Raw genomic sequence first — 22,023 nt, forward strand, 5'->3', positions numbered from 1 at the left:
GCGTGCTTTTTTGCGGGGCCGTCAGCGTTCAGGCGTCATGCGCTGGTACGCGTCGAGCAGCGAGGTCTTGTAGACCACCCCCGCCAGCGCAGGATGCTGCGCGCTTTCGATCACGGGCAGACGCTCGCCCTGGAAGGACATGAAGTGCTGCAATGCCACTGCGAGCGGCATGTCGGGCGTGAGCACGTCGAACGAGGCCCGCAGGTAGTCGCGCGCCCGCTTGTTCGAGGTGTCGTGCTTTTGCAGGAGGTCGTCGGTGATGTCGGCGAGTGCGACCGCGCCGAGGAAGCGGCTATCGTCGTCGGTTACGTAGAGATACTTCACCGGGTATTCGAGGAATACGCGCGTCATGTCCTGCACGGTGGCGTCGGCGCGCACCACAGTGTCGGCGGGGCGGATCAGCTCGCGCATCTGCGTGGCGCGCAGGCGCAGGCGCTCGGCTTCTTCGCGATTGCGGTGCAGCGTGATCTCGTACATCGACTTCTTGCCCGTCGCGCGCGCGACGAAGTACGCGACCACGCACGAAAGCATCAGCGGCAGCACCACCTGATAGCTGAGCGTCATTTCGAAGATCATCAGGATCGCCATGAGCGGCGCCTGGGTCGCGCCCGCGAGGAATGCGCCCATGCCGACCATCGCGTATGCGTAAGGCGCCGAGATGCCATGCGGCCAGATCGCCTGCATCCCCTGGCCGAACAGGCAGCCGATCACGGCGCCCATGAAGAGAGTCGGTGTGAACACGCCGCCCACCGCGCCCGAGCCCACGGTCGCGGCGGTCGCGACGAGCTTGAACACGAGCACCGTGGCGAGCGCGGTCCATGTCCACGGCGAATGCAGGAGCGAGTTCACGACGCTATAGCCGTTGCCCCAGACCTCGGGCGTCCAGATCGACAGCACGCCGCAGACAAGGCCGCCCAGCGCGAGCTTCGCGGGCAGCGGCAGCTTCAGCCGGCCGAAGCCGGCCTTCGTCAGGTCGAGCAGCCACAGGAAGCGCGGCGCGAGCGCCCCGCACAGCAAGCCGAGCGCGACGAACAGCAGCACCTCGACGCCCGTGACGGGCGGAAACACCGGCATCTCGTACGGCGGCTTGTAGCCGGCGAACTCGCGCATCGTGATGTTTGCCACCACCGAGGCGACGACGATCGGCCCGAAACTTTCCATCACGATTGCACCAAGCACGATCTCGGTGACGAAAAAAGCGCCCGCGATCGGCGCGTTATAGGCCGAGGTGATACCGGCGGCCGCGCCGCACGCCACGAGCAGGCGCAGACGCTGCGGATCGAAGTGGACCCAGCGGCCGATCAGCGAGGCCGCGAGCGCGGCGAGTTGCACCATCGAGCCTTCGCGGCCGATCGAGCCGCCGCTCGCAATGGTGAAAAGCGACGAGACGCTGCGCCAGATGCTCTTGCCGACCGGCATCACGCCGTCGCCGATCGCCACGGCCTCTATGTAGTCGGTGTGCATCGGCTTGCCGCCGCCGGGCGCGCTGCTGCGCCTCGCGATCAGCAGGCAGCAGCCCGCCACGAAACCGCCGGCGGCCGGCAGCCAGATGCGCGTGTGCCAGGGCAGGCGGCGCGCCATCGCCACGAAGCTGCCTTCGCTGCCCGTGAAAAGGATCTGCAGATGTGCGATGCCTTCGCGAAAGAGCACGGTTGCGAACGCACCGGCTATACCGACGATGACCGACCAGATCAGCATCGTGTGGGCGTCGGAGAGGCGAAAGAGATCGCGAGCGCGGGTGCGCAGTTTCAGCAGGAATGACAGCACGGCGGTTCGGTATTTTTCTGGTTAGTGGATGCCGCGCATTCAGCGCGCGGCGCGGTCGAGTTCAGGATAGTGACGGAAAATGCCGGTCTCGTTGAACGGCAGCCGCCGTTGCGAGGCGAGATAGGCCGCGATGTTGGGGCGCGCGGCCACGGCGTCGTGCAGCGCGCTCACGTGCCGATAGTGGTCGGCCAGATGCTTCGTGGCTTTCGGAAACGCATAGCGCAGTCCGGCGACGATCTGGAACATCGACAGATCCACATAGCTGAGCGCCTTGCCGACCATATGCTGCGGCCCGTCCGGGTTTTGCGCGAGCACGCGCTCGAAGTAGCCCAGGAATTTCGGCATGCGATGCGCGATGAAGTCTTTCGCGCGCGCCTTCGCCTCGTCCTTCTGGTCTTCGTAATACAGGCCGCTCGCGATGGGATGATGCGTGTCGTGCACCTCGGTCAAGAGATCGGCGATCGTGAGCTGCAAACCGTTCGCGACCAGGCGCAGCGCCTCGTCGCGCGGCGCGAGCTTCAGCTTCGGGCCGAGATAGAACAGGATATTCGCAACGTGCGGCACGATCAGATCGCCGTCCTTGAGAAACGGTGGCGCAAAGGGCGGATACGGACCGTCGCTGTCGAGCTGGGCCATCATCGCACCCATACCCTGGCCGTCCTCTTTCGCGCCGCGTACCACATCGACGTAGGGCGCGCGCGCTTCCTCGAGCGCGAGTCGCACGAATTCGCCCCGGCCTTGCAGGCCGTCCCAGTAATACAGTTCGTATGCCATCGGTCGTCTCCATCCGGACAAGGATTGCCTCGACGGCCGCCCGTACGGCGAGCGGCATGGGACGACAGTATCGCGCGCAATGGCACGTTGCGGCGCGCGGGCTGCGACTTCCCGTTGTGCTGCGCTTCGCGCACTTCGTCGTGCGCTTCTTCGTGCGCTTCTTCGTGCGCTTCTTCGTGCGCTTCTTCGTTCGCTTCGTTGTTCGCTTCTTGGTGTGGCTTTTTGCGTGGTTCTTTGTGCACTTCGTTGCGTACGGGCGCCATGCAATTTCCCGGCGCGAAAAACGCAAAAAGCCCCGCCAGGGGCGGGGCAAGCGCCCGGGCAAGCCGGTGCGCAGTCTCTCAAACGGTGGAAAGGCCCATCGCCGATGATCATCCGAATAGCCGCTCCACAGCCCAGGTAATCGCGAGGCCGCCGCCAACCAGCCAGACATAGATGATCAAGCCGGTGGTCAGGGCGCGTGGGCCGGCCTGGCGGATCTGCGAGAAGCGCGTCTCGATGCCAAGCGCCGTCATGGCCATGGTGAGCGCGAAGGTGTCGAGCAGGTTGAGCGTCTGGGTTGCCGAATCCGGCAGCACGTGGAGCGAGTTCACCACCACGAGTGCGAGAAAACCGAGCGCGAACCAGGGCACCGCGAGCTTGCGCCCGCTTTGCTTGCCAACCGCCGCGCCGCGCGCCGAACGGTTCAGCCAGACGCCGAGCGCAAGCAGCACCGGCACGAGCAGCATCACGCGGGTCATCTTCACGATGGTGGCGATATGCGTGGCCTCGGGGCTCACGTTGCTCGCCGCGCCCACGACCTGCGCGACCTCATGGATGGTGCCGCCGAAGAAGAGCCCGGCGCCCATGGTGTCAAGATGCAGCCAGCCGGCGCGATAGAGCAGCGGGTAGAGGAACATCGAAAGCGTGCCGAACAGCACGACGCTGCCCACGGCCATGGCGCTCTTGTGCGGCTTCGACTGCAGCGTGGATTCGAAGGCGAGCACCGCGGCTGCGCCGCAGATCGCGCTGCCGGCCGCGGTGAGGATAGCCGTGTCGCGGTCGAGCTTCATGAGCTTCATGCCGGCCCAGGTGCCGATCGCGAGCGTGCTCAACACGATCACCGCCGATTCCACGAGGCCCGGCAGGCCCACCTGGGCGATTTCCTGAAGGCTCACGCGCAGCCCGAAGAACGCCACCGCGATGCGCAGCAGCTTGCGCGCCGAGAAGTTGACGCCGGCGGCCCAGCTTTCGGGCATGCCGTGGCGCAGCGCGTTGCCATAGAGCGCCCCGCCGACGATGCCGACGATCAGCGGGCTCAGGCCAAGACCCGCGACGGCGGGCAGCGCCGCGATGCGCGTGACGGCGGCGGCGAACAGCGCAACGAACAGCACGCCGTTGAGTTGGCCATAGAGTTGGCCGCGCGCGGCGGACGACGCAGACGCAAGGGAAGTCGAGGGTGTGGACATGGTGTTTGGCAGCAAATGTGACTGACTAACGAATGCGCCAATCCTAAATTAGATATAAGGATATGAAAAATCGTCATTTGCGACGTAAAATATAAGTCAAACAGATAGTTGACTGCAATGACCCCGGAACAACTGATAACTTTCGCCGCCGTTGCCGAGCACCTGAACATCAGCCGTGCTGCGCTCGCGCTGCATTTGTCGCAGCCCGCGGTGTCGGGGCAATTGCGGCTGCTGCAGGAGGAGTTCGGCGAGCCGCTCTATTTGCGCGATGGGCGCGGCGTGCGCCTCACGCCCACCGGTGAGCAGCTCGCGGCCTATGCGGCTCGCCTGCGCGATACCTGGCGCGACGCGCTGGCGTTTCGCGACGCACTGCGCGGACTCGAGCGCGGCACGCTGCGCATCGGCGCGAGCACGACGCCCGCGAGCTATCGGCTGCCGTATCTGGTGGCGGCGTTTCATCGGCGCTACCCGGAAGTGAAGCTCGATACGGCGAGCGGCAACACGACCGACATCGTCGCGATGCTTGGCGATCTCGATATCGCGCTGATCGAAGGGCCGGTGGGCGAGCAGTTGCCCGCCGATTGCGCCGTGCACCCATGGCTCGAGGATGAAATCGTCGCGATCGCGCCGCGCGGCCACGCGCTTGCCGCGCACGCCCAGGCGGCGGGCGAGGAGCCGGCGCGCGAAAGCGCGGGGACGGCGCCGCTGCGCTGTGAGCTGGGCGCCTTCGCGGACCTGCCGCTGGTGTTGCGCGAGGACGGCTCGGGCGTGCGTCAGGTAGTGGAGCGCGCGTTCGCGCGCGCCGCCGTGCCGATGCGCGTCGCGCTGGAAATCGCCGGTGTGGAGGGCGTCAAGGAAGCAGTGCGGGCCGGCATGGGCATCGGTTTCGTCTCGGCCATGTCGATGCGGCATGAGGACGGCGCGCTCCAGCAGATTCGCATCCAGCCCGAGCCGCTGGCGCGGCGCTTTTCGATCATCGTGCCGCACGCGGGCGCGGCCTCTCGCGTTACCCAGCGCTTTCTCGAGCTATGCCTGCTCGACGCGCCGCTCGCGGAGGCAGGCGGCGCCAGGTTTCCGCCGTGATTTAGGGGATTTCCATAATGGCGCGGTGCGCTACGGCAGCGCACTATCCGCCCATCGATCAGTAGCAATCAGGCGCTCAGGCGCTTTTTTTCGGTACTGTTTTGGAACCGGTTCCAGAGGCCGCAGGGAGAGAGACCCGGCGGCAGGGCAACCGGACAAGCAATGGGAAAAAACGATGGCGGAAGTAGCGATAGTGGCGAGCGCATTCGGCGCCGGATCGATCCGGCGCGACGGACATGCGGCGTGGTGCGGCGCAACCCGGGAGGCGGGCGCAAGGGCATTCGAGGTGCGGCGCGAACTGATGGACGACGCCGACGCCCAGCCGCAGGCGCTGCGCGCGCTCGGCATGGCGTTGGAGCGCGAGGGACTGTGGCCCGTGTGGTCGACGCCCGACACGCTGTATTGCGAGAACGGCACGCTCGACGAGGCCGCGTTGCGCGCCGCCGTTGCCTGCGGTCGCGCGCTGGGCGCGCGCATCGTCAAGCTGCAGCTCGGCGGTTTCGCGGGCGATGCGCAGGTCGCACGACTTGCGGCGGTGCTCGAAGCGCTTGGCCTCGCGACCTTGCAGGCAGGTGAAGCCACTCCGGCGCCGCGCGTTGTCGTCGAAAACGGCCAGCTCGAGCAGGGCGGCAGGCTCGCCCAGTTCGTCGGCCTCTTTGATGCGTTGCGCGGCGCCGGGCACGACAAGCTGATCGGCATGACCTTCGATATCGGCAACTGGCAATGGGCTGGCGAAGCACCGCTGACGGCTGCCGCCGCGCTCGCGCCACACGTCGAGTACATCCATTGCAAGGCGGTGGAAGGCGCGGGTGCGCGCCGGTTCGCCTGTGCGCCGGCCGCCGACGACGCGCTGTGCCGCGCAGCGCTCGCGTGTCTGCCGGCAGACGTGCCGCGCGGCATCGAGTTTCCGTTCGACGCCGCGCGCTTGAACGAGGACGCTGCGCGCTACGTGGCGTGGCTCGGCAACGCCTGACGTGTCACCTGCCGGGCGCTCCGACTCTCTGACAGCCCGGCCACCCGAGAATCTGTTTTTTGAGGACTGCACTCCATGACGCACGCACTCGATGTCATCACCTACGGCGAGGCCATGGCGATGTTCGTGGCCGCCGAGACCGGCCCGCTCAGCGACGTCGCACACTTCACGAAGCGCGCGGCGGGCGCGGAACTCAACGTGGCGACGGGCCTTGCGCGCCTGGGCTTCAAGGTGGGCTGGATGAGCCGCGTGGGCGACGATTCGTTCGGCCGGTTCGTGCGCGGCGTGCTCGCGCAAGAAGGCATCGACGCGCAGGGCGTGCAAACCGATGCGCGCTATCCCACGGGCTTCCAGCTCAAGTCGAAGAACGACGACGGCAGCGATCCCACCGTCGAATACTTCCGTCGCGGCTCGGCGGCGAGCCACCTGTCGATCGACGATTTCAAGCGGGACTATGTGCTCGGCGCGCGCCATCTGCATCTGAGCGGCGTGGCGCCCGCGATCTCGGCTAGCTCGCGCGAACTCGCGTTTACGCTCGCCCGCGCGATGTGCGACGCGGGGCGCACGATCAGCTTCGATCCGAATCTGCGCCCGACGCTGTGGGGCTCCGAAGCCGAGATGGTCACGACGCTCAACGCACTCGCGAGCTACGCCGACTGGGTGCTGCCCGGCCTGAACGAGGGGCGCATTCTCACGGGCTCCGACGATCCCGCGACGATCGCGCGCTTCTATCTGGAGCGCGGCGCGCGCGGCGTGATCGTCAAGCTCGGCGCTGAGGGCGCGTACTACGAGACGCGTGAAGGCGAGCGCGGTCCGGTGACGGCGCAGCCGGTGGCAAACGTGGTCGACACGGTTGGCGCAGGCGACGGCTTCGCGGTGGGCGTGGTGAGCGCGCTGCTCGAAGGCCGCACGCTGCGCGAGGCCGTGACGCGAGGCAACCGCATCGGCGCGCTCGCCGTGCAGGTGAGCGGCGACTCGGAAGGGCTGCCCACGCGCGCGCAGCTCGATGCAATCGAAGCCCGGGACGCCGCCCCGGCGCCTGCAATCGCATAAACAAGCAATCGAACAATCGAGCAACAACGCGCCGGTCCACGCCGGCGCCCGACACAGATACCCGATACCAACAGCCTTGCCTGCGACCCGCATAAGGCACCTTGAGACTGGAGACACAGATGACCTCAACTTCGCTCGCCCCGCGCCGCTGGTGGGCAATCATGCCGATCGTGTTCATCACGTACAGCCTGGCCTACCTCGACCGCGCCAACTACGGCTTCGCGTCGGCAGCCGGCATCAATCACGATCTGGGCATCAGCCCCGGGCTTTCGTCGCTGATCGGCGCGCTGTTCTTCCTCGGCTACTTCTTTTTCCAGTTGCCGGGCGCGGTCTATGCCGAACGCCGCAGCGTGCGCAAGCTCGTGTTCGTGAGTCTCATTCTGTGGGGCGGATGCGCGGCGCTCACCGGCGTCGTCACGAACATTCCTTCGTTGATGGCGATCCGCTTCGTGCTCGGCATCGTCGAAGCCGCGGTGATGCCAGCGATGCTGATTTACATCAGCAACTGGTTCACGAAGCGCGAGCGCTCGCGCGCCAACACCTTCCTGATTCTCGGTAATCCGGTCACGGTGCTGTGGATGTCGATCGTCTCGGGCTATCTCGTGCACGCGTACGGCTGGCGTCACATGTTCGTCGCCGAGGGCGTGCCCGCCGTGTTGTGGGCCGTGTGCTGGTGGCTGCTCGTGCGCGACAAGCCGGACCAGGTGAGCTGGCTTTCGAACGAGGACAAGCGTGCGATCGACGCGGCCCTGCGCGCCGAGCAGGCCGGCATCAAGCCGGTCAAGAACTACGCCGAAGCGTTCCGCTCGCCTGCCGTGATGCTGCTCTCGGCGCAGTACTTCTGCTGGAGCATCGGCGTGTACGGCTTCGTGCTGTGGCTGCCCTCGATCGTGAAGAACGGCTCGGCGCTCGGCATGGTCGAAACCGGCTGGCTCTCGGCGCTGCCGTATCTGGCTGCTACCATTGCGATGCTGGCCGCTTCGTGGGCCTCGGACAAGCTCGACAACCGGCGCGCGTTCGTCTGGCCGTTCCTGCTGGTCGGCGCGCTCGCGTTCGCGGCTTCGTACGTGCTCGGCACGACGCACTTCTGGGCCTCTTACGCGCTGCTGGTCGTGGCGGGCGCCGCAATGTACGCGCCGTACGGCCCGTTCTTCGCGATCGTGCCCGAGCTGCTGCCGAAGAACGTCGCGGGCGGCGCGATGGCGCTCATCAACAGCATGGGCGCGCTCGGTTCGTTCGTGGGCTCCTACGTAGTCGGTTACCTGAACGGCGCGACCGGTTCGCCCACGGCATCCTACGCGTTCATGAGCGCGGCGCTCGTGGCCTCGGTGATCCTCACGCTGCGCGCGGTGAAGCCGCGTCGCGACGGGACCCCTGCCTACGCCGCGCCGGCGCACGGCAAGTAATGGGCGGAACATCACGCTCGAGAAAATTTCACAGAACATCGCAGACAGCAATAGCCCACTCATGAAGCAAAAAATCGTTGCCTACAAAACTTTGCCAGAGGATGTAACCGGGTATCTGCGCGAGCATTTCGAGGTGATGTTCGTCGACGCGATAGATCCGCAGGCGTTCGCGGCCGCGCTCAAGGACGCCGACGGCGCGATCGGCGCAAGCGTCAAGATCGCGCCCGCGCTGCTCGAAGGCTCGCGCATCAAGGTGCTTTCGACCATCTCGGTCGGCTACGACCAGTTCGACGTGCCCGATCTCACGAAGCGTGGCATCGTGCTCGCGCACACCCCCGACGTGCTGACAGAATCGACGGCCGACACGGTGTTTTCGCTGATCCTCGCGAGCGCGCGCCGCGTGGTCGAACTGGCCGACTGGGTCAAGGCGGGCCACTGGAAGGCGAGCATCGGCCCCGCGCAATTCGGCGTGGACGTGCAGGGCAAGACCATCGGCATCGTCGGGCTCGGGCGCATTGGCGGCGCGCTCGCGCGGCGCGCGGCGCTCGGCTTCAACATGAAGGTGCTCTATACGAATCGCAGCGCGAATGAAGCCGCCGAGCGCGACTACGGCGCGCGCCGCGTCGAGCTCGACGAACTGCTCGCCACGGCCGATTTCGTCTGCCTGCAGGTGCCGCTCACCGACGCTACGCGTCACATGATCGGCGCGAAGCAACTGCAAAAGATGAAGAAGAGCGCGATCTTGATCAACGCCTCGCGCGGCGCGACCGTCGACGAGAAGGCGCTGATTGCCGCGCTCGAAGCAGGCACGATCCACGGCGCGGGCCTCGACGTGTTCGAGCAGGAGCCGATCGATCCGGCCTCGCCGCTGCTGCGCATGCCCAATGTGGTGGCGCTGCCGCACATCGGCTCCGCCACGCACGAGACGCGCCACGCGATGGCGCGCTGCGCCGCCGAGAACCTCGTCGCGGCGCTCGCCGGCACGCTCGATCGCAACATCGTCAATCGCGAGGTGCTCGCGCGATGAGCAGCGGCAGCAGCGCGGACAACAGCACAGGCCGCACCACAGGCAGCAGCGCAGGCGAGGCCGCGCTGCCGCGCCGCGCGACCATCAGCGATGTCGCCCGTGAGGCCGGCACCGGCAAGACCAGTATCTCGCGCTATCTGAACGGCGAGCTTGCGGCGCTTTCGCCGGACCTGCGCGCGCGCATCGAAGCCGCCATCGCGCGGCTCGACTATCGGCCCAACCAGATGGCGCGCGGGCTCAAGCGCGGGCGCAACCGGCTGCTCGGCCTGTTGCTCGCGGACCTGGCGAACCCGTACTCCGTCGAAGTACTGCAAGGCGTGGAGGCCGCGTGCCACGCGCTCGGCTACATGCCGCTGATCTGCCACGCGGCGAACGAAGTCGAGATGGAGCGGCGCTATCTGCAACTGCTCACGACGTATCGCGTGGAAGGCGTGATCGTCAACGCGCTAGGCCTGCCCGAACCGATGCTCAAGCCGATGGCGAGCGGCGGCATTCCCGCCGTGCTGGTCGACCGCACCGTGGACGGCCTCGACGCCGACATGGTCGGGCTCGACAATGCGGCCGCCGCGCGTCTGGGCGTCGAGCATCTGCTCGCGCACGGCTACGACGACCTCGTGTTCGTCGTGCAGCCCTTCGAGCACGTAAGCTCGCGGCGCGAGCGCGAAGCGGCGTTTCAGGCATGCGCGCACGGCAAGCAAGGCGCACGCGAGGTGCGCGCGACCACGCACGTACTCGACCTGCGCGAGGAGGCAAGCGTCGACGCCGCGCTCGCTGCGCTCGACGCGCATATCGCCGACGCCGTGCGGCGTGGCGCGCGCTGTGCGCTGTTCGCGGCCAATGCGCCGGTCGCCTTGCGGCTCGCGCTGCATCTGAAGGCGCGTTTCGGCGCCCAATGGCAACAGCATGCGGCGCTGATCGCCATCGACGATCCCGAATGGGCCGAGCTGGCCGGCATCACCACGATCCGCCAGCCCACGCGCGCGATCGGCTACCGGGCCGTCGAATTCCTGCACGATCGCATCGAGGGCGTGGCGCTGGCCACGCGCGCCGCTGCGTTCCCGGGCGAGCTGATCGTGCGGGCCTCGACGCCGGGCTAGGCGCCCCCGGCCAGGCGCGCCGGCCAGGGCCTGCGCCCCCGGGGTTCCGCGAGCGCGCCGATATCTGCGATGATTCGGGCTGCGGCGCGCGCCTCGCGCGCCGGACGTCACAAGGAGCCCCATGCACGTCGATCCCGTCACGCTGGTCTGTCTGTCGCTAGCGACGCTATTCGTCGCCGTTCTGCCCATCTCGCTGTACCGCCGGCTGCGTGGCCCGTTCGCATTCGACTGGCGCGACACCATCGCCGGCATCGCGGTCTTCGCCCTGTTCGCGACGGTGATCGAGCGCGCGCTCAACGGCTACGTGCTGCATGGAAATCCCGTTACGGCGCAGCTGCTCGCCAATCCGCTCGCATTCGTGCTCTATGGCGCGCTCACAGCGGGCGTGTGCGAAGAAGCAGGGCGCTACATCGCGATGCGCCTGATCGCACGGCGCGCGGCGGGACAACCGGGCTCGCCCCGCGTGTCGGCCACGCCATCGGTCGACAGCACGGGGCTCGCTTATGGCATTGGCCATGGCGGCGCGGAAGCGTGGTTCGTCGGCGTGCTCGTGCAGTTGCAGTGGATTGTCTTCGCGGTGCTCGCCAACCGGGGCGAGCTCGAGGAACATCTGAGCAATCTCTCGATGGATGCCGTGCTGCGCGTGCATCTGATTCTCGGCACGCTTTCGCCGCTGGTGGCCGGCCTGTTCGCGCTCGAGCGCGTGGCCGCGTTCGTGTTCCAGATCGGACTTTCGGTGCTGATGTGGCGCGGCGTGCGCGCGGGGCGCAGATCGATCCTGCCGATCGCGATCGCGCTGCACGCGTTGATCGATGTGCCCGCTGCGATGTTCCAGGCACGCCTCCTGCCGCTCGTTGCGGTGGATGCGCTCTATGCGGTCGTGGCGATCGCGGTGGCCGTCGTCCTCTTCAGAACATGCGTGCGAAACCGGCGTGCGCCGCGCCCGGCCTGACTCGACGCGCCTGTCGCTTAATGCTATTTCGTTGCGTACGCAACGCTCGATCAATTTCTCTTTGCCAGCAATGGAAGACTATCTGTTTGAATGCGCAAGCCCCGATTTCGAGGAGCTTGCTCGCGTGATCGCCGATTTGTTCCCCGAGCAAACGCGCTTTAGCGAGCAGCCCGCCGAAACCGGCGCGCCGCTGCTCGTCGTGCATTGGGTGGCGATGCGCATGGGCTCCGCCGCGCGCCGCATGACGCTCACGGTGGCCATCGCGCCGGCCGCGCTCGCGCGCTATCGGGCGCTGCCGCCACGCTTGCGCGGCCGCAGCTTCGCCGTCTTGCGCGCGTATGTGGAAGCCACGATCGGCTCGCTGGAGGAGCAGCACGCGAAGGGCGAGGAGACGCCTCGCGACGTCACGCTCGATCTCGACGAAGAATTCGCCTGAAGCACCCGGCACCGCATAAGCGGTGCGCGAACGCGGGAGCGACACTCAATCGTCTCGATCGTCTCAATCGGCTAGCCGGTACACCTTCGCGTAGCGCTCGGCTTTCACCACGCCGTAGTCGCCGGGCGCATATTGCATGACCCAGTCGCCAGCCGCGCCAGCGAGGCGGTCGCCGCCTGCCGAGCGCACGATCGTGAACGGTTCATCCATGCGTTTGGCCAGCACGACAGTCGGCAGATTGCGATAGGCGCCGGGCGCGCCATGTGCGAGCGCGGCGTCGGCCGGCCGGTACTTCGGGTCGAAGCGTTCGCGCGAAACGACCCAGCGCTCGCCCGTCGCTCCCGTGATGATCGCGTCTCCCGGTGCGTATCGGTTCGGGCCTTCAAGGCTCATCAATTCGCCGGATGCGGCGGCGAATTCCACGGTGACGGTTTCATCCTTGACCACGCGTTGCGCGGCGGGATCGGCGGCGAGGTCGAGTTGGGTCAGTTCGATCATGGTGCGGCTGCGGGTTTGTTACCTGTTACGAAAACGAAAACGGCGCAGCGCGCGGACCGGCCGATTGCTCGAACGGTTCGCGCGCTGCGCCGTGATATTACCCGAATGCGGGGCTAACTGATGCGCCTGCTTACTGTGCCGGCGTTGCTTCTGTGCCGCTTGCCGCCTCGGCGGCTGGCGCCTTCTTCGCGTGCGGCTTGCCCTTGTACTTCGCATGGCCCGTTTCCTGGCCGTGGCGGAAGGTGACGTCGGCCAGCTTCTTCTGCTCCGGCGAGAGGCTGTTGTAAAGCGGCTCGAACGCCGTGACGAGCTTTTGCATGTCCTCCGCGTGCGCCTGGGTGATTTGCGCGTACTGCTTCATGTCGTCGAGCGCGTTACGCTGCGCTTCGCCTTCCATGCGCTGCTTGTAGAGGCCCGCCATGGTCTGGCTGTTACTGCGCATGACGTCGGCGAACGTCTTCCATTGCGGCTCCTGAGCGCCCGTGATCTTCAGCGCGGAGTGCAGGTAGGCAATGCGCTCCTCCACACGTTGCTGATGCTGTGCGGCGCGTGCGTCGGCGTTCGACGCCGCTGCGGCAGTCGCGGGCGCGGCGGACGAAGCGGCGGTCTGTGCGAACGCGCCGCTCATGGAGAGCGTGGCAGCAAGGATCACGAAAACTTTCTTCATTTTTGCTCCCTGGAACTTCAATTCGTGGAGGTTACGTAGCGGGGCGACGTGAGATCCATCGCCTACAGGCGGTATTAGTACCACGTTATCGTTTGAGCACGGCTGCTATGCGACAACTGCTTACAAACGAAACGCAGGAGAAACGCGCCGAAATACGCCGCTATACGGGGGATGCCGGGCGCCTGCGCAGGTTTGTGCACGGCTGGCCGCGCGCGATAATGATCCGGCATCGAAGCCGTGCATTCGACCATTCGCCACCTCATTCACCAACTCAGGAGCCCGCATCACGATGAGACCGCCGCGCCTCGACCAACTCGACGACCTCGACCGCAACCTCGTTGCGCTGCTGCAGGAGAACGCCCGCGAGAGCGTGGCGAATCTCGCGCGCCAGCTAGGCGTGGCGCGCACCACGGTGCTCGCGCGCATCGCGCGGCTCGAACGCTCCCAGGTCATCGCCGGCTACGGCGTGCGGCTGGGGCAGGACGTACTCGACGCGAGCCTGCAGGCGTGGGTCGGGCTCATCATCGCGCCGCGCAATGGCCCCGAGGTGCAACGGCGGCTTTCCAAAATGCCGGAAGTGCAACTGCTTTGCGCGGTGAGCGGCGAGTACGACTACGTGGCCTGGCTGCGCGCGGATTCCCCCGATCGCCTGAACGATTTGCTCGACCAGATCGGCGGCATGCAGGGCGTCGAGCGCACGACCACGTCGATCGTGCTCGCGCGCAAGATCGACCGCGGCACGGTGATGGGTTGAGAGCAGCGCGCCACCCTCGTTAAGGCTGTTTTTTAGGGAATTTCGTCGTTTTGACGAAATTAATCGTCAAAACGACGAAACCATCCGTCGAAGCGCATCATTTTGTGTCTAGGATCTGATTTCGCCCCTCCTTAGACTGTGTGTACCGGGTACAGCATGACCCGAACCACAGAAAACCCAAGGAGATAACGAATGAAAGTCGCGATTGCAGGCGCCGGCCTGATTGGCCACACCATTGCACACATGCTGCGCGCAACCGGGGACTACGAAGTTACGGCGCTCGACCGCGATGCCAAGGCGCTCGAAAAGCTGGCCGCGCAGGGCATTCCCACCCTGCGCGTCGACTCCGGCGACGCCGCTGCGCTGCGCGGGGCGCTCGAAGGCTTCGACGTGCTCATCAACGCGCTGCCGTATTACCTTGCGGTGAATGTCGCGTCGGCGGCCAAGAGCGCGGGCGTTCACTACTTCGACCTCACCGAGGACGTGCGCGCAACGCACGCGATCCGCGCGCTGGCCGAAGGCGCCGATCACGCGTTCATGCCGCAATGCGGCCTGGCGCCTGGCTTCATCGGCCTCGCGGCGCACGCGCTCGCGAGCCGCTTCACCGAGATCCGCGAAGTGAAAATGCGCGTGGGCGCGCTGCCGCAGTTCCCCACCAACGCGCTCAAGTACAACCTCACCTGGAGCGTGGACGGCCTCATCAACGAGTACTGCCAGCCGTGCGAGGCGATCCACGAGGGTCGCACGCAGATGGTGCAGCCGCTCGAAGGCCACGAGCACTTCTCGCTCGACGGCGTGGAGTACGAGGCGTTCAACACGTCGGGCGGCCTCGGCACGCTATGCGAGACGCTGGGCGGACGCGTCGAATCGCTCGACTACAAGTCGGTGCGCTATCCGGGCCACCGCGCGCTCATGCAGTTCCTGCTCGAAGACCTGCGCCTCTCGGGCGACCGCGACACGCTCAAGTCGATCATGCGCCGCGCGATTCCGTCCACCGAGCAGGACGTCGTGCTGATCTTCATTACCGTGACCGGCATGCGTAACGGCCAGCTCGTGCAGGAAGTCTTCACGCGCAAGATCTTCGCGAAGACGGTGTGCGGCGTGCCGATGAGCGCCATTGAAATCACCACGGCCGGCGCGATGTGCGCCGTGCTCGATCTGTTCCGCGAGAAGAAGCTGCCGCAAAAGGGCTTCGTGCGTCAGGAGCAGGTGTCGCTCGAGCATTTCCTCTCGAACCGCTTCGGCAAGGTGTACGAAGGCGCGACGCTCGAAGCGCTGGCGTCGGCGCACGTCGACTGACGCACGCGAAGCGCAAGACGGCAGTAGCAGAAGCAGGGCGCCGCGGCTGCGATCGAACCTCGATCAGGCCGCGGACGCGGTCACGATGCGCTGCAGCAATGCGTCGTAGTCGGCGGGCCCGGGCGCGGTCGTGTCGAACACGATGAGGTCGTCGAGCTGTGCGCCCGCCGGCTCGAAGCGCCGCTTGCGATAGCTGTTCCAGTGCGCGAGCTTGTAGGCGTCGTCGGGATGGTTGCGGGCCACGATGCGCTGGCGCGCCGTGGCTTCGTCGGTGCGCACCCAGACGGCGGCGAGCCCCACGTCCGCCGCCACCCCCAGCCACGCGCGATCGAGCAGGCGCCGCTCGCGCACTTCCCCCGAAAGCGGCCCGACCGCAATCACGCTCACGCCCAGCGCGAGATTTTCGCGCGCGGTGTCGAGCATGCCCTGATATTCGGGGTCTCGCAGATGCTGGAGAAAGAGCGGGCTGTCGCGGTCGTGCGGGTCCTGGCCGAGCGCGGCGAGCATCGCGGCGCCGGTGCGTCCGTAGAGCGTGTCCTTGTCGAGCAGACAGAACGGTTCGCCCGTCGCGCGGGCCAGCGGGCCGATCAGGTGCTTTGCGAGCGAGGTCTTGCCGGTGCCGGCGTGGCCGCAGAAGAAAATCAGCCGCGTCACGAACCGTGGCTCCGGGCTTGGGTGGCCTGTGCGTATGCCATCGCCTGCATTCTCCTCGTGTGATGTGATGACTTGATTGGGCGGGACAGCGCCCGATTCCGAAGCTTATACCAGCGGTCACCCGGCACTGCATCGCCCACTGCGGCTCGCGGCGCGCAATGTGCGGCGTCGCGCGCGGGCCGGGCGGTGCGTGCGTATATGATGGGCGCACCCGGACGCTGCTGCGTCGAGGATCGATACGCCCCGCGCCCCGCGCGCTGCGCCAGCACCGGAAAACCGACGAGGGGATAGCGCCCATGCCATTGCGCGTGTTCGAAATGAGCCTTGGTTCGCAGCGCGCCGCGCTAGCGGCGGCGCTCGTGGCATTGGCAGTCGCATTGCCGCTATCGCTGGGCGGCTGCGCCGAGGAGCCGGCTGCGCCGGTGCCCTTCAAGCCGGTGCCGGCGGAGCGCATCGTCAAGCCGGGGTATACGCAGCCGGGCGAGGGGCTCGTGGCCGTGGACGTGCGGCGCGAGCGCACCCGCAACGTCATCGTCAAGTTCCGCGACGCCCCCGTGTATATCGACGGCGAGCAGGTCACCGACCTCATGGACGGCGAGCACGTCACCTTCTACCTGAAGCCGGGCGTTCACCGCGTCGGCGTGACCACGCAGTTCGATCCGGTCGTGGAGTTGCGCTTCATCGTCGATCCGCGCTACACGAACCGTGCCAGCGTAACCTTCGACAAGGATCATCGCATCGGCATCCGCCGGGTTGCGCAGTGATGGCGCGGGCGGATGGCGCGTGTTTCGCCGCCCATCCCGCTCAACGCTTAAACTTGGCGAATCGATCAACTTCAGGACAGGCGGCGCGCCCGTTTTCGCCACCCGCGCCACCGGGACGCTCACGACTCATGCTTATCAATTGCGCCGCGTATCAGGGCGGCAAGAAACTGGCCGATATCGGCATCGAGGCAATCAGCGACTATCTCCAGAAACCCGGGTGTTTCGTCTGGGTTGCGCTCAAGGACCCCGAAGCGGGCGAGATGGCCGCGATGAAGGAAGAGTTCGGTCTGCACGCGCTCGCCATCGAAGACGTGATGAACGGCAACCAGCGGCCGAAGATCGAGGAATACGGCAATACGATTTTCGCGGTGTTCCATACGATCGAGATCGACGAGGAGGATGAAATCGTCACCGGCCAGGTGAACGTGTTCGCCGGCCCGAATTTCGTGCTTTCGGTGCGCCATCGCGCGCAGCAGGGTTTCCGGGACGTGCGCGCGCGCTGCGAGCGCGAGCCGGAACTGCTCAAGGAGGGCGCGGGTTTCGTGCTCTACGCGCTGATGGACAGCGTGGTTGACCGCTATGCGCCCGTGCTGGAGAAGCTCTCGGGCGAAATCGAGGATCTCGAGGACCGCATCTTCGAAAAGCACTCGCTCGCGCAGTCGCGCGCCATCATCGAGGATCTCTATTCGCTCAAGCGGCGCCTCGTTATCGTGCAGCACCACGTCACGCCGCTCGTGGACGCCGTGGGCAAGCTCGCGGGCGGGCGCATTCCGCAGATCTGCGCGGGCATGCAGGCGTACTATCGCGATGTTTACGACCATCTCGTGCGCGTGTCCAACCTGGTCGATGCGCGCCGCGAAATGATCGTCACGGCGATCCAGGTGAATCTCGGCATGATCTCGCTCGCCGAGAACGAAGTGACCAAGCGGCTCGGCTCGTTCGCCGCGCTCTTTGCGGTGCCGACCATGATCGCGGGGATCTACGGAATGAACTTCTCCAATATCCCCGAATTGCATTTCAAGTATGGTTACCAGGTTTGCCTCGCCGTGATGGCGATTATCGATATCGTGCTGTACATCCTGTTCCGCCGTGGCGGCTGGCTCTGAGGTCGATTTTGACGCCGATGCCCTGCCGGTTGCTGCGCCGCAGCGTCGTGCTGCATGGTGCGCGTGATTGAATCGCCGATCGCGCGCGCCGGGAATGGGCCGCCTGAAAAACGATTGCGCATAACCAGAAATACGGCCCGGCCGGGCCAGACAACCGGAGACACAAACGATGAACTCCCGCATTCGCCGGCGCGTTCTTGGCGCCGCAGCCGCACTTGCCACCGTCACGTTCGCGGCCGCCATGCCGCTTGCCGCCCACGCCCAGACGGCGGCCGGGCAGAAGCCGAAAATCGCGCTGGTCATGAAGTCGCTCGCCAACGAGTTCTTCCTGACCATGGAAACCGGCGCGAAGGACTACCAGAAGCACAACGCGTCCACCTTCGACCTCGTGACCAACGGCATCAAGAACGAAACCGACACGGCCGCGCAGATCCAGATCGTCGAGCAGATGATCGTCTCCAAGGTGGACGCCATCGTGCTTGCGCCCGCCGACTCCAAGGCGCTCGTGCCGGTGGTGAAGAAAGCCGTGGACGCGGGCATCATCGTCGTGAACATCGACAACCGGCTCGATCCGGACGTGCTCAAGTCCAAGGACCTGAACGTGCCGTTCGTAGGCCCGGACAACCGCAAGGGCGCGCGCCAGGTCGGCGACTACCTCGCGAAGAAGCTCAAGGCGGGCGATCAGGTGGGCATCGTGGAAGGCGTCTCGACCACCACCAACGCGCAACAGCGCACCGCGGGCTTCAAGGACGCGATGCAGGCCGTGGGCGCGAAGATCGTCTCGGTGCAGTCGGGCGAATGGGAAATCGACAAGGGAAACGCGGTTGCCTCGGCCATGCTCAACGAATATCCCGGCATGAAGGCGCTGCTTTGCGGCAACGACAACATGGCGATCGGCGCCGTGTCCGCCGTGCGCGCGGCCGGCAAGCAGGGCAAGGTCTACGTTGTGGGCTACGACAACATCGACGCCATCAAGCCGATGCTCAAGGACGGCCGCGTGCTGGCCACCGCCGACCAGTACGCCGCGAAGCAGGCCGTGTTCGGCATCGACACCGCGCTCAAGGCGCTCAAGGAGCACAAGAAGCAGTCCGAACTCTCGGGCGTAGTCGAAACCCCCGTCGTGCTCGTCACCAAGGACTCCGCAAAATAGCCGCAGAACCAGTGAAATGTAAATGTAAGCGGGCGGGGCGCGCTGATGGCATGCGGCGCGCGCCTCGTTCGCGTGGCTCGTCCGCTCATGCATCCGCGCGTGTAATAAACGCTCAAGAAAGCCGCCGCGCAGCCGTTATTCGTATCGTGATCGCCGCGCAAGCAGCAAGCAAAAGCGGGCCGCCGTGGCGGCATCGCTCGAACGCGCCGCCTGAACGGCGGCCGCCCGCTCCGCAATCCCGCGCTGCCCTTGCCGCGCAGTGCGGCTCGCGATAACAGGATCGTGATGGAAGCAATTGCCCCCGACGCTCAAACACCGGCATCCGCGCGAGGCGCGGTGCTCACGGTGACGGGCGCCGGCAAGACCTACGAGCAGCCGGTGCTCGCCGACGTCAGCCTCGCGCTGCACGCGGGGGAAGTGCTTGCGCTCACGGGCGAGAACGGCGCTGGCAAGAGTACGCTCTCGAAGATCGTGGGCGGGCTCACCGCGCCCACCACGGGCACCATGACGCTGATGGGCCAGCCTTATGCGCCGGCGAGCCGCGCACAGGCCGAAGCGCTCGGCGTGCGCATGGTGATGCAGGAGCTCAACCTGCTGCCCACGCTTTCGGTTGCCGAAAACCTGTACCTGGACCGCTTGCCGCGCAGCTTCGGGCCGCTCGGCTGGGCGGGCTGGATCGACCGCGCGCGGTTGCGCGAGGACGCCCGCGCGGCGATGGCGCAAGTCGGGCTCGAGGCGATCGATCCCGATACGCCAGTGGGTGCGCTCGGCATCGGCCACCAGCAGCTGGTGGAGATCGCGCGCAATCTGATCGGCGACGAGGCGCCAGGCGCCGTGCCGCTGCGCGTGCTGATCCTGGACGAACCCACCGCGATGCTCACGGGCCGCGAGGTCGAGCTGCTGTTCGAGCAGATCGCGCGACTCAAGGCGCGCGGTGTGGCGCTCGTCTACATTTCGCACCGGCTCGAGGAGCTGGAGCGCATCGCGCAGCGCGTGGCGGTGCTGCGCGACGGCCGGCTCGTGCGCGTCGACGAGATGGCCAACTTCACGCCCGAGCGCATCGTCGCGCTGATGGTGGGGCGCGAACTCGGCGAGCGCATCGAGCTGGGCGAGCGGCGCATCGGCGCACCGCTGCTCAGGGTGGACGGGATCGGCCGCGCCGGCGTCGTGCGTGACGTTTCGTTCGAGGTTCGCGCGGGAGAAATTTTCGGCGTCTCGGGGCTGATCGGCGCGGGGCGCACCGAGCTCATGCGGCTCATCTACGGCGCCGACGCGAAGGATCGCGGCTCGGTGGCGCTCGCGGGCGCAGCGGGCGAGCCGCCCATGCCGGTGCGCATCGACTCGCCGGCGGACGCCGTGCGCCACGGCATCGCGCTGATCACCGAGGACCGCAAGGGCGAGGGGTTGTTGCTGACGCAACCGGTGGCCGCGAACGTGTCGCTCGGCAACGTGAGTGCGGTCGCGCGCTATGGCGTGGTGGATGCCGGGCGCGAGAACACGCTTGCCGAAACGCAAATCGATGCCCTGCGCATCCGCACGAGCGGTCCTGGACAGCGCGTGGGCGAGCTGTCGGGCGGCAACCAGCAGAAGGTGGTGATCGGCCGCTGGCTCGCGCGGCGCATCACGGACGAGCAGGGTGCGCAAGGCGTGCGCGTGATGCTGTTCGACGAGCCCACGCGTGGCATCGACGTGGGCGCCAAGTTCGACATCTACGCGCTGATGGGCGCGCTCGCGCGCGAAGGCTGCGCACTCGTCGTCGTGTCGAGCGACCTGCGCGAGCTGATGCTGATCTGCGACCGCATCGGCGTGATGTCGGCGGGGAAGATGACGGCGATCTTCGCGCGCGGGGAATGGACGCAGGACGCGCTGCTCGGCGCCGCCTTCGCGGGCTATCGCGCCGAAGATGCGCTGCTCGCCGATGCCGCCGACCTCCCCGAGCCGCCAACGCCCGTGGCCGCGAAGCAGCCCGAGCGCCGCAATCAATCGCCGCCGCCCGATGAGCGAGGAGGAAGCGCTTCATGACGAACCAACCGTTGCGCGAACAACCAGGAGAACCACCGGGGCCGCCGGCGCAATCATCGCCGCACGGGACCGTTGCCGCGAGCGCGCGGCCCGTCGGCACGCGCTTTGGCTTTTCGAACTATCTGGGCCTCGCGCTCGCGCTGGTCGCGATGATCGTGCTGTTCTCGCTGCTAAGCTCGCACTTCCTCACCTACGACACGTTCAGCACGATCGCGAACCAGATTCCCGATCTCGTCGTGATGTCAGTGGGCATGACGTTCGTGCTGATCATCGCGGGCATCGACCTCTCGGTGGGATCGGTGCTGGCGCTCGGGGCGTCGGTGGTGAGCGTGGCGTCGCTCAAGTGGGGCCTCTCCGCGCTGCCCGCCGCACTGCTCGGCGTGCTGGCCGCGGCGGCCACCGGCACGCTCACGGGCGCGGTCACGGTGGGGTGGCGCATTCCGTCTTTCATCGTTTCGCTCGGCGTGCTGGAGGCCGCGCGCGGCCTTGCGTACCAGATAACGCATTCGCGCACCGCCTATATCGGCGATGCGTTCGATTTCCTCTCGAATCCGATCGCGTTCGGCATTTCCCCGGCGTTCCTGATCGCCGTCGCGGTGATGGTGATCGCGCAGCTGGTGCTCACGCGCACCGTGTTCGGCCGCTATTTGATCGGCATCGGCACCAACGAGGAGGCGGTGCGCCTCGCGGGCGTCGATCCGCGCCCGTACAAGGTCATCGTGTTCGCGCTGATGGGCGCGCTTGCGGGGCTTGCGGCGCTGTTCCAGATTTCGCGCCTCGAAGCCGCCGATCCCAACGCGGGCGTCGGCCTCGAACTACAGGTGATCGCCGCCGTGGTGATCGGCGGCACGAGCCTGATGGGCGGGCGCGGTTCGGTCATCAGCACTTTTTTTGGCGTGCTGATCATTTCGGTGCTTGCGGCGGGACTTGCGCAGATCGGCGCGAACGAGCCCACCAAGCGCATCATCACCGGCGCGGTGATCGTGATCGCGGTGGTGCTCGACACGTATCGAAGCCGCCGCAAGAGCAAGTGATGCGGCAAATGAAGGGCGAAGCAACAACAAGAACGTGACGAAAGCGCAGCCGCGCGGCG

At 66.6% G+C, this 22,023-nt stretch carries 22 protein-coding genes; 16 read left to right on the plus strand and 6 right to left on the minus strand.

The features are described 5' to 3' along the window. Positions 1-21: 21 nt before the first annotated feature. Complete coding sequence (locus tag P5W98_RS07225) at positions 22-1,767, minus strand: ClcB-like voltage-gated chloride channel protein (RefSeq protein WP_421079456.1); 1,746 nt, start codon at positions 1,765-1,767, stop codon at positions 22-24. 39 nt (positions 1,768-1,806) lie between these two features. Next, the gene (locus P5W98_RS07230; RefSeq protein ID WP_421023936.1) at positions 1,807-2,541 is read right to left on the minus strand and encodes a glutathione S-transferase; all 735 of its coding nucleotides are present in this window, start codon (positions 2,539-2,541) and stop codon (positions 1,807-1,809) included. Here P5W98_RS07230 and P5W98_RS07235 point away from each other — a divergent pair. Further along, on the plus strand, positions 2,535-2,912 hold the full coding sequence (locus P5W98_RS07235; protein WP_434718014.1) for a hypothetical protein: 378 nt from the start codon (positions 2,535-2,537) through the stop codon (positions 2,910-2,912). The two genes, P5W98_RS07230 and P5W98_RS07235, sit on opposite strands and share 7 nt — an antisense overlap. Here P5W98_RS07235 and P5W98_RS07240 read toward each other — a convergent pair whose 3' ends face one another. Further along, on the minus strand, positions 2,913-3,989 hold the full coding sequence (locus P5W98_RS07240) for a YeiH family protein (RefSeq protein ID WP_421023938.1): 1,077 nt from the start codon (positions 3,987-3,989) through the stop codon (positions 2,913-2,915). It abuts the gene before it with no gap. A gap of 117 nt (positions 3,990-4,106) precedes the next feature. On the opposite strand from P5W98_RS07240, the gene P5W98_RS07245 reads away from it, so the two are divergent. The 8 genes from P5W98_RS07245 (at position 4,107) to P5W98_RS07280 (ending at position 12,016) form a co-directional block, all read left to right on the plus strand. Next, positions 4,107-5,072, plus strand: coding sequence for a LysR family transcriptional regulator (locus P5W98_RS07245; RefSeq protein ID WP_421079458.1), 966 nt, complete (start codon positions 4,107-4,109; stop codon positions 5,070-5,072). Between the two features lie 175 nt (positions 5,073-5,247). Further along, on the plus strand, positions 5,248-6,045 hold the full coding sequence (locus P5W98_RS07250; RefSeq protein ID WP_421079459.1) for a TIM barrel protein: 798 nt from the start codon (positions 5,248-5,250) through the stop codon (positions 6,043-6,045). Between the two features lie 75 nt (positions 6,046-6,120). Then, positions 6,121-7,098, plus strand: a complete 978-nt coding sequence (locus P5W98_RS07255) for a sugar kinase (RefSeq protein ID WP_421079460.1) — start codon at positions 6,121-6,123, stop codon at positions 7,096-7,098. A gap of 119 nt (positions 7,099-7,217) precedes the next feature. Then, entirely contained in the window at positions 7,218-8,504 is a 1,287-nt protein-coding gene (locus P5W98_RS07260; RefSeq protein ID WP_421023942.1) for an MFS transporter, read from the plus strand. Between the two features lie 61 nt (positions 8,505-8,565). Beyond that, positions 8,566-9,531, plus strand: coding sequence for a 2-hydroxyacid dehydrogenase (locus P5W98_RS07265; protein WP_421079461.1), 966 nt, complete (start codon positions 8,566-8,568; stop codon positions 9,529-9,531). Further along, positions 9,528-10,628 (plus strand): LacI family DNA-binding transcriptional regulator, encoded by a 1,101-nt coding sequence (locus P5W98_RS07270; protein WP_421023944.1) that lies wholly within the window; start codon positions 9,528-9,530, stop codon positions 10,626-10,628. Before P5W98_RS07265 ends, P5W98_RS07270 begins: the two co-directional genes overlap by 4 nt. 121 nt (positions 10,629-10,749) lie before the next feature. Beyond that, complete coding sequence (locus tag P5W98_RS07275; protein WP_421079462.1) at positions 10,750-11,580, plus strand: YhfC family intramembrane metalloprotease; 831 nt, start codon at positions 10,750-10,752, stop codon at positions 11,578-11,580. Positions 11,581-11,650: 70 nt separating this feature from the next. Continuing rightward, on the plus strand, positions 11,651-12,016 hold the full coding sequence (locus P5W98_RS07280) for a DUF3022 domain-containing protein (RefSeq protein WP_413186077.1): 366 nt from the start codon (positions 11,651-11,653) through the stop codon (positions 12,014-12,016). Between the two features lie 63 nt (positions 12,017-12,079). Here the strand turns inward: P5W98_RS07280 and P5W98_RS07285 are convergent, their stop codons facing one another. Together P5W98_RS07285 and P5W98_RS07290 are read right to left on the minus strand one after the other, a co-directional pair. Beyond that, positions 12,080-12,514, minus strand: a complete 435-nt coding sequence (locus P5W98_RS07285) for a PGDYG domain-containing protein (RefSeq protein WP_421079463.1) — start codon at positions 12,512-12,514, stop codon at positions 12,080-12,082. 130 nt (positions 12,515-12,644) lie between these two features. Next, positions 12,645-13,181 (minus strand): Spy/CpxP family protein refolding chaperone, encoded by a 537-nt coding sequence (locus P5W98_RS07290; RefSeq protein WP_421079464.1) that lies wholly within the window; start codon positions 13,179-13,181, stop codon positions 12,645-12,647. 289 nt (positions 13,182-13,470) lie between these two features. On the opposite strand from P5W98_RS07290, the gene P5W98_RS07295 reads away from it, so the two are divergent. Next, a complete protein-coding gene (locus P5W98_RS07295) occupies positions 13,471-13,935 on the plus strand; it encodes an Lrp/AsnC family transcriptional regulator (protein WP_421023948.1) in 465 nt (154 codons plus the stop codon). Positions 13,936-14,127: 192 nt separating this feature from the next. After that, positions 14,128-15,234 carry a saccharopine dehydrogenase family protein gene (locus P5W98_RS07300; protein WP_421079465.1) on the plus strand — a complete coding sequence of 369 codons (1,107 nt, stop codon included), beginning with the start codon at positions 14,128-14,130 and terminating at the stop codon, positions 15,232-15,234. A gap of 63 nt (positions 15,235-15,297) precedes the next feature. On the opposite strand, the gene P5W98_RS07305 is transcribed toward P5W98_RS07300, so the two are convergent. Beyond that, positions 15,298-15,888 carry an AAA family ATPase gene (locus tag P5W98_RS07305; RefSeq protein WP_421043800.1) on the minus strand — a complete coding sequence of 197 codons (591 nt, stop codon included), beginning with the start codon at positions 15,886-15,888 and terminating at the stop codon, positions 15,298-15,300. Positions 15,889-16,184: 296 nt separating this feature from the next. On the opposite strand from P5W98_RS07305, the gene P5W98_RS07310 reads away from it, so the two are divergent. The 5 genes from P5W98_RS07310 to P5W98_RS07330 all read left to right on the plus strand — a co-directional run bounded on the left by P5W98_RS07310 (position 16,185) and on the right by P5W98_RS07330 (position 21,964). Further along, on the plus strand, positions 16,185-16,652 hold the full coding sequence (locus P5W98_RS07310) for a hypothetical protein (protein ID WP_421079466.1): 468 nt from the start codon (positions 16,185-16,187) through the stop codon (positions 16,650-16,652). A 128-nt stretch (positions 16,653-16,780) separates the two neighbouring features. Beyond that, positions 16,781-17,758, plus strand: a complete 978-nt coding sequence (gene corA, locus P5W98_RS07315) for a magnesium/cobalt transporter CorA (RefSeq protein ID WP_421023952.1) — start codon at positions 16,781-16,783, stop codon at positions 17,756-17,758. Between the two features lie 169 nt (positions 17,759-17,927). Continuing rightward, positions 17,928-18,908: a sugar ABC transporter substrate-binding protein gene (locus tag P5W98_RS07320; RefSeq protein WP_421079467.1), complete on the plus strand. Its 981-nt coding sequence runs from the start codon at positions 17,928-17,930 to the stop codon at positions 18,906-18,908. 285 nt (positions 18,909-19,193) lie between these two features. Next, entirely contained in the window at positions 19,194-20,930 is a 1,737-nt protein-coding gene (locus tag P5W98_RS07325; RefSeq protein ID WP_421079468.1) for a sugar ABC transporter ATP-binding protein, read from the plus strand. Further along, entirely contained in the window at positions 20,927-21,964 is a 1,038-nt protein-coding gene (locus tag P5W98_RS07330; protein WP_421079469.1) for an ABC transporter permease, read from the plus strand. Before P5W98_RS07325 ends, P5W98_RS07330 begins: the two co-directional genes overlap by 4 nt. The last annotated feature ends 59 nt before the right edge of the window (positions 21,965-22,023 follow it).

The sequence above is a fragment of the Paraburkholderia sp. A1BS-2L genome, from assembly GCF_051125205.1.
Taxonomy (GTDB): Bacteria; Pseudomonadota; Gammaproteobacteria; order Burkholderiales; family Burkholderiaceae; genus Paraburkholderia.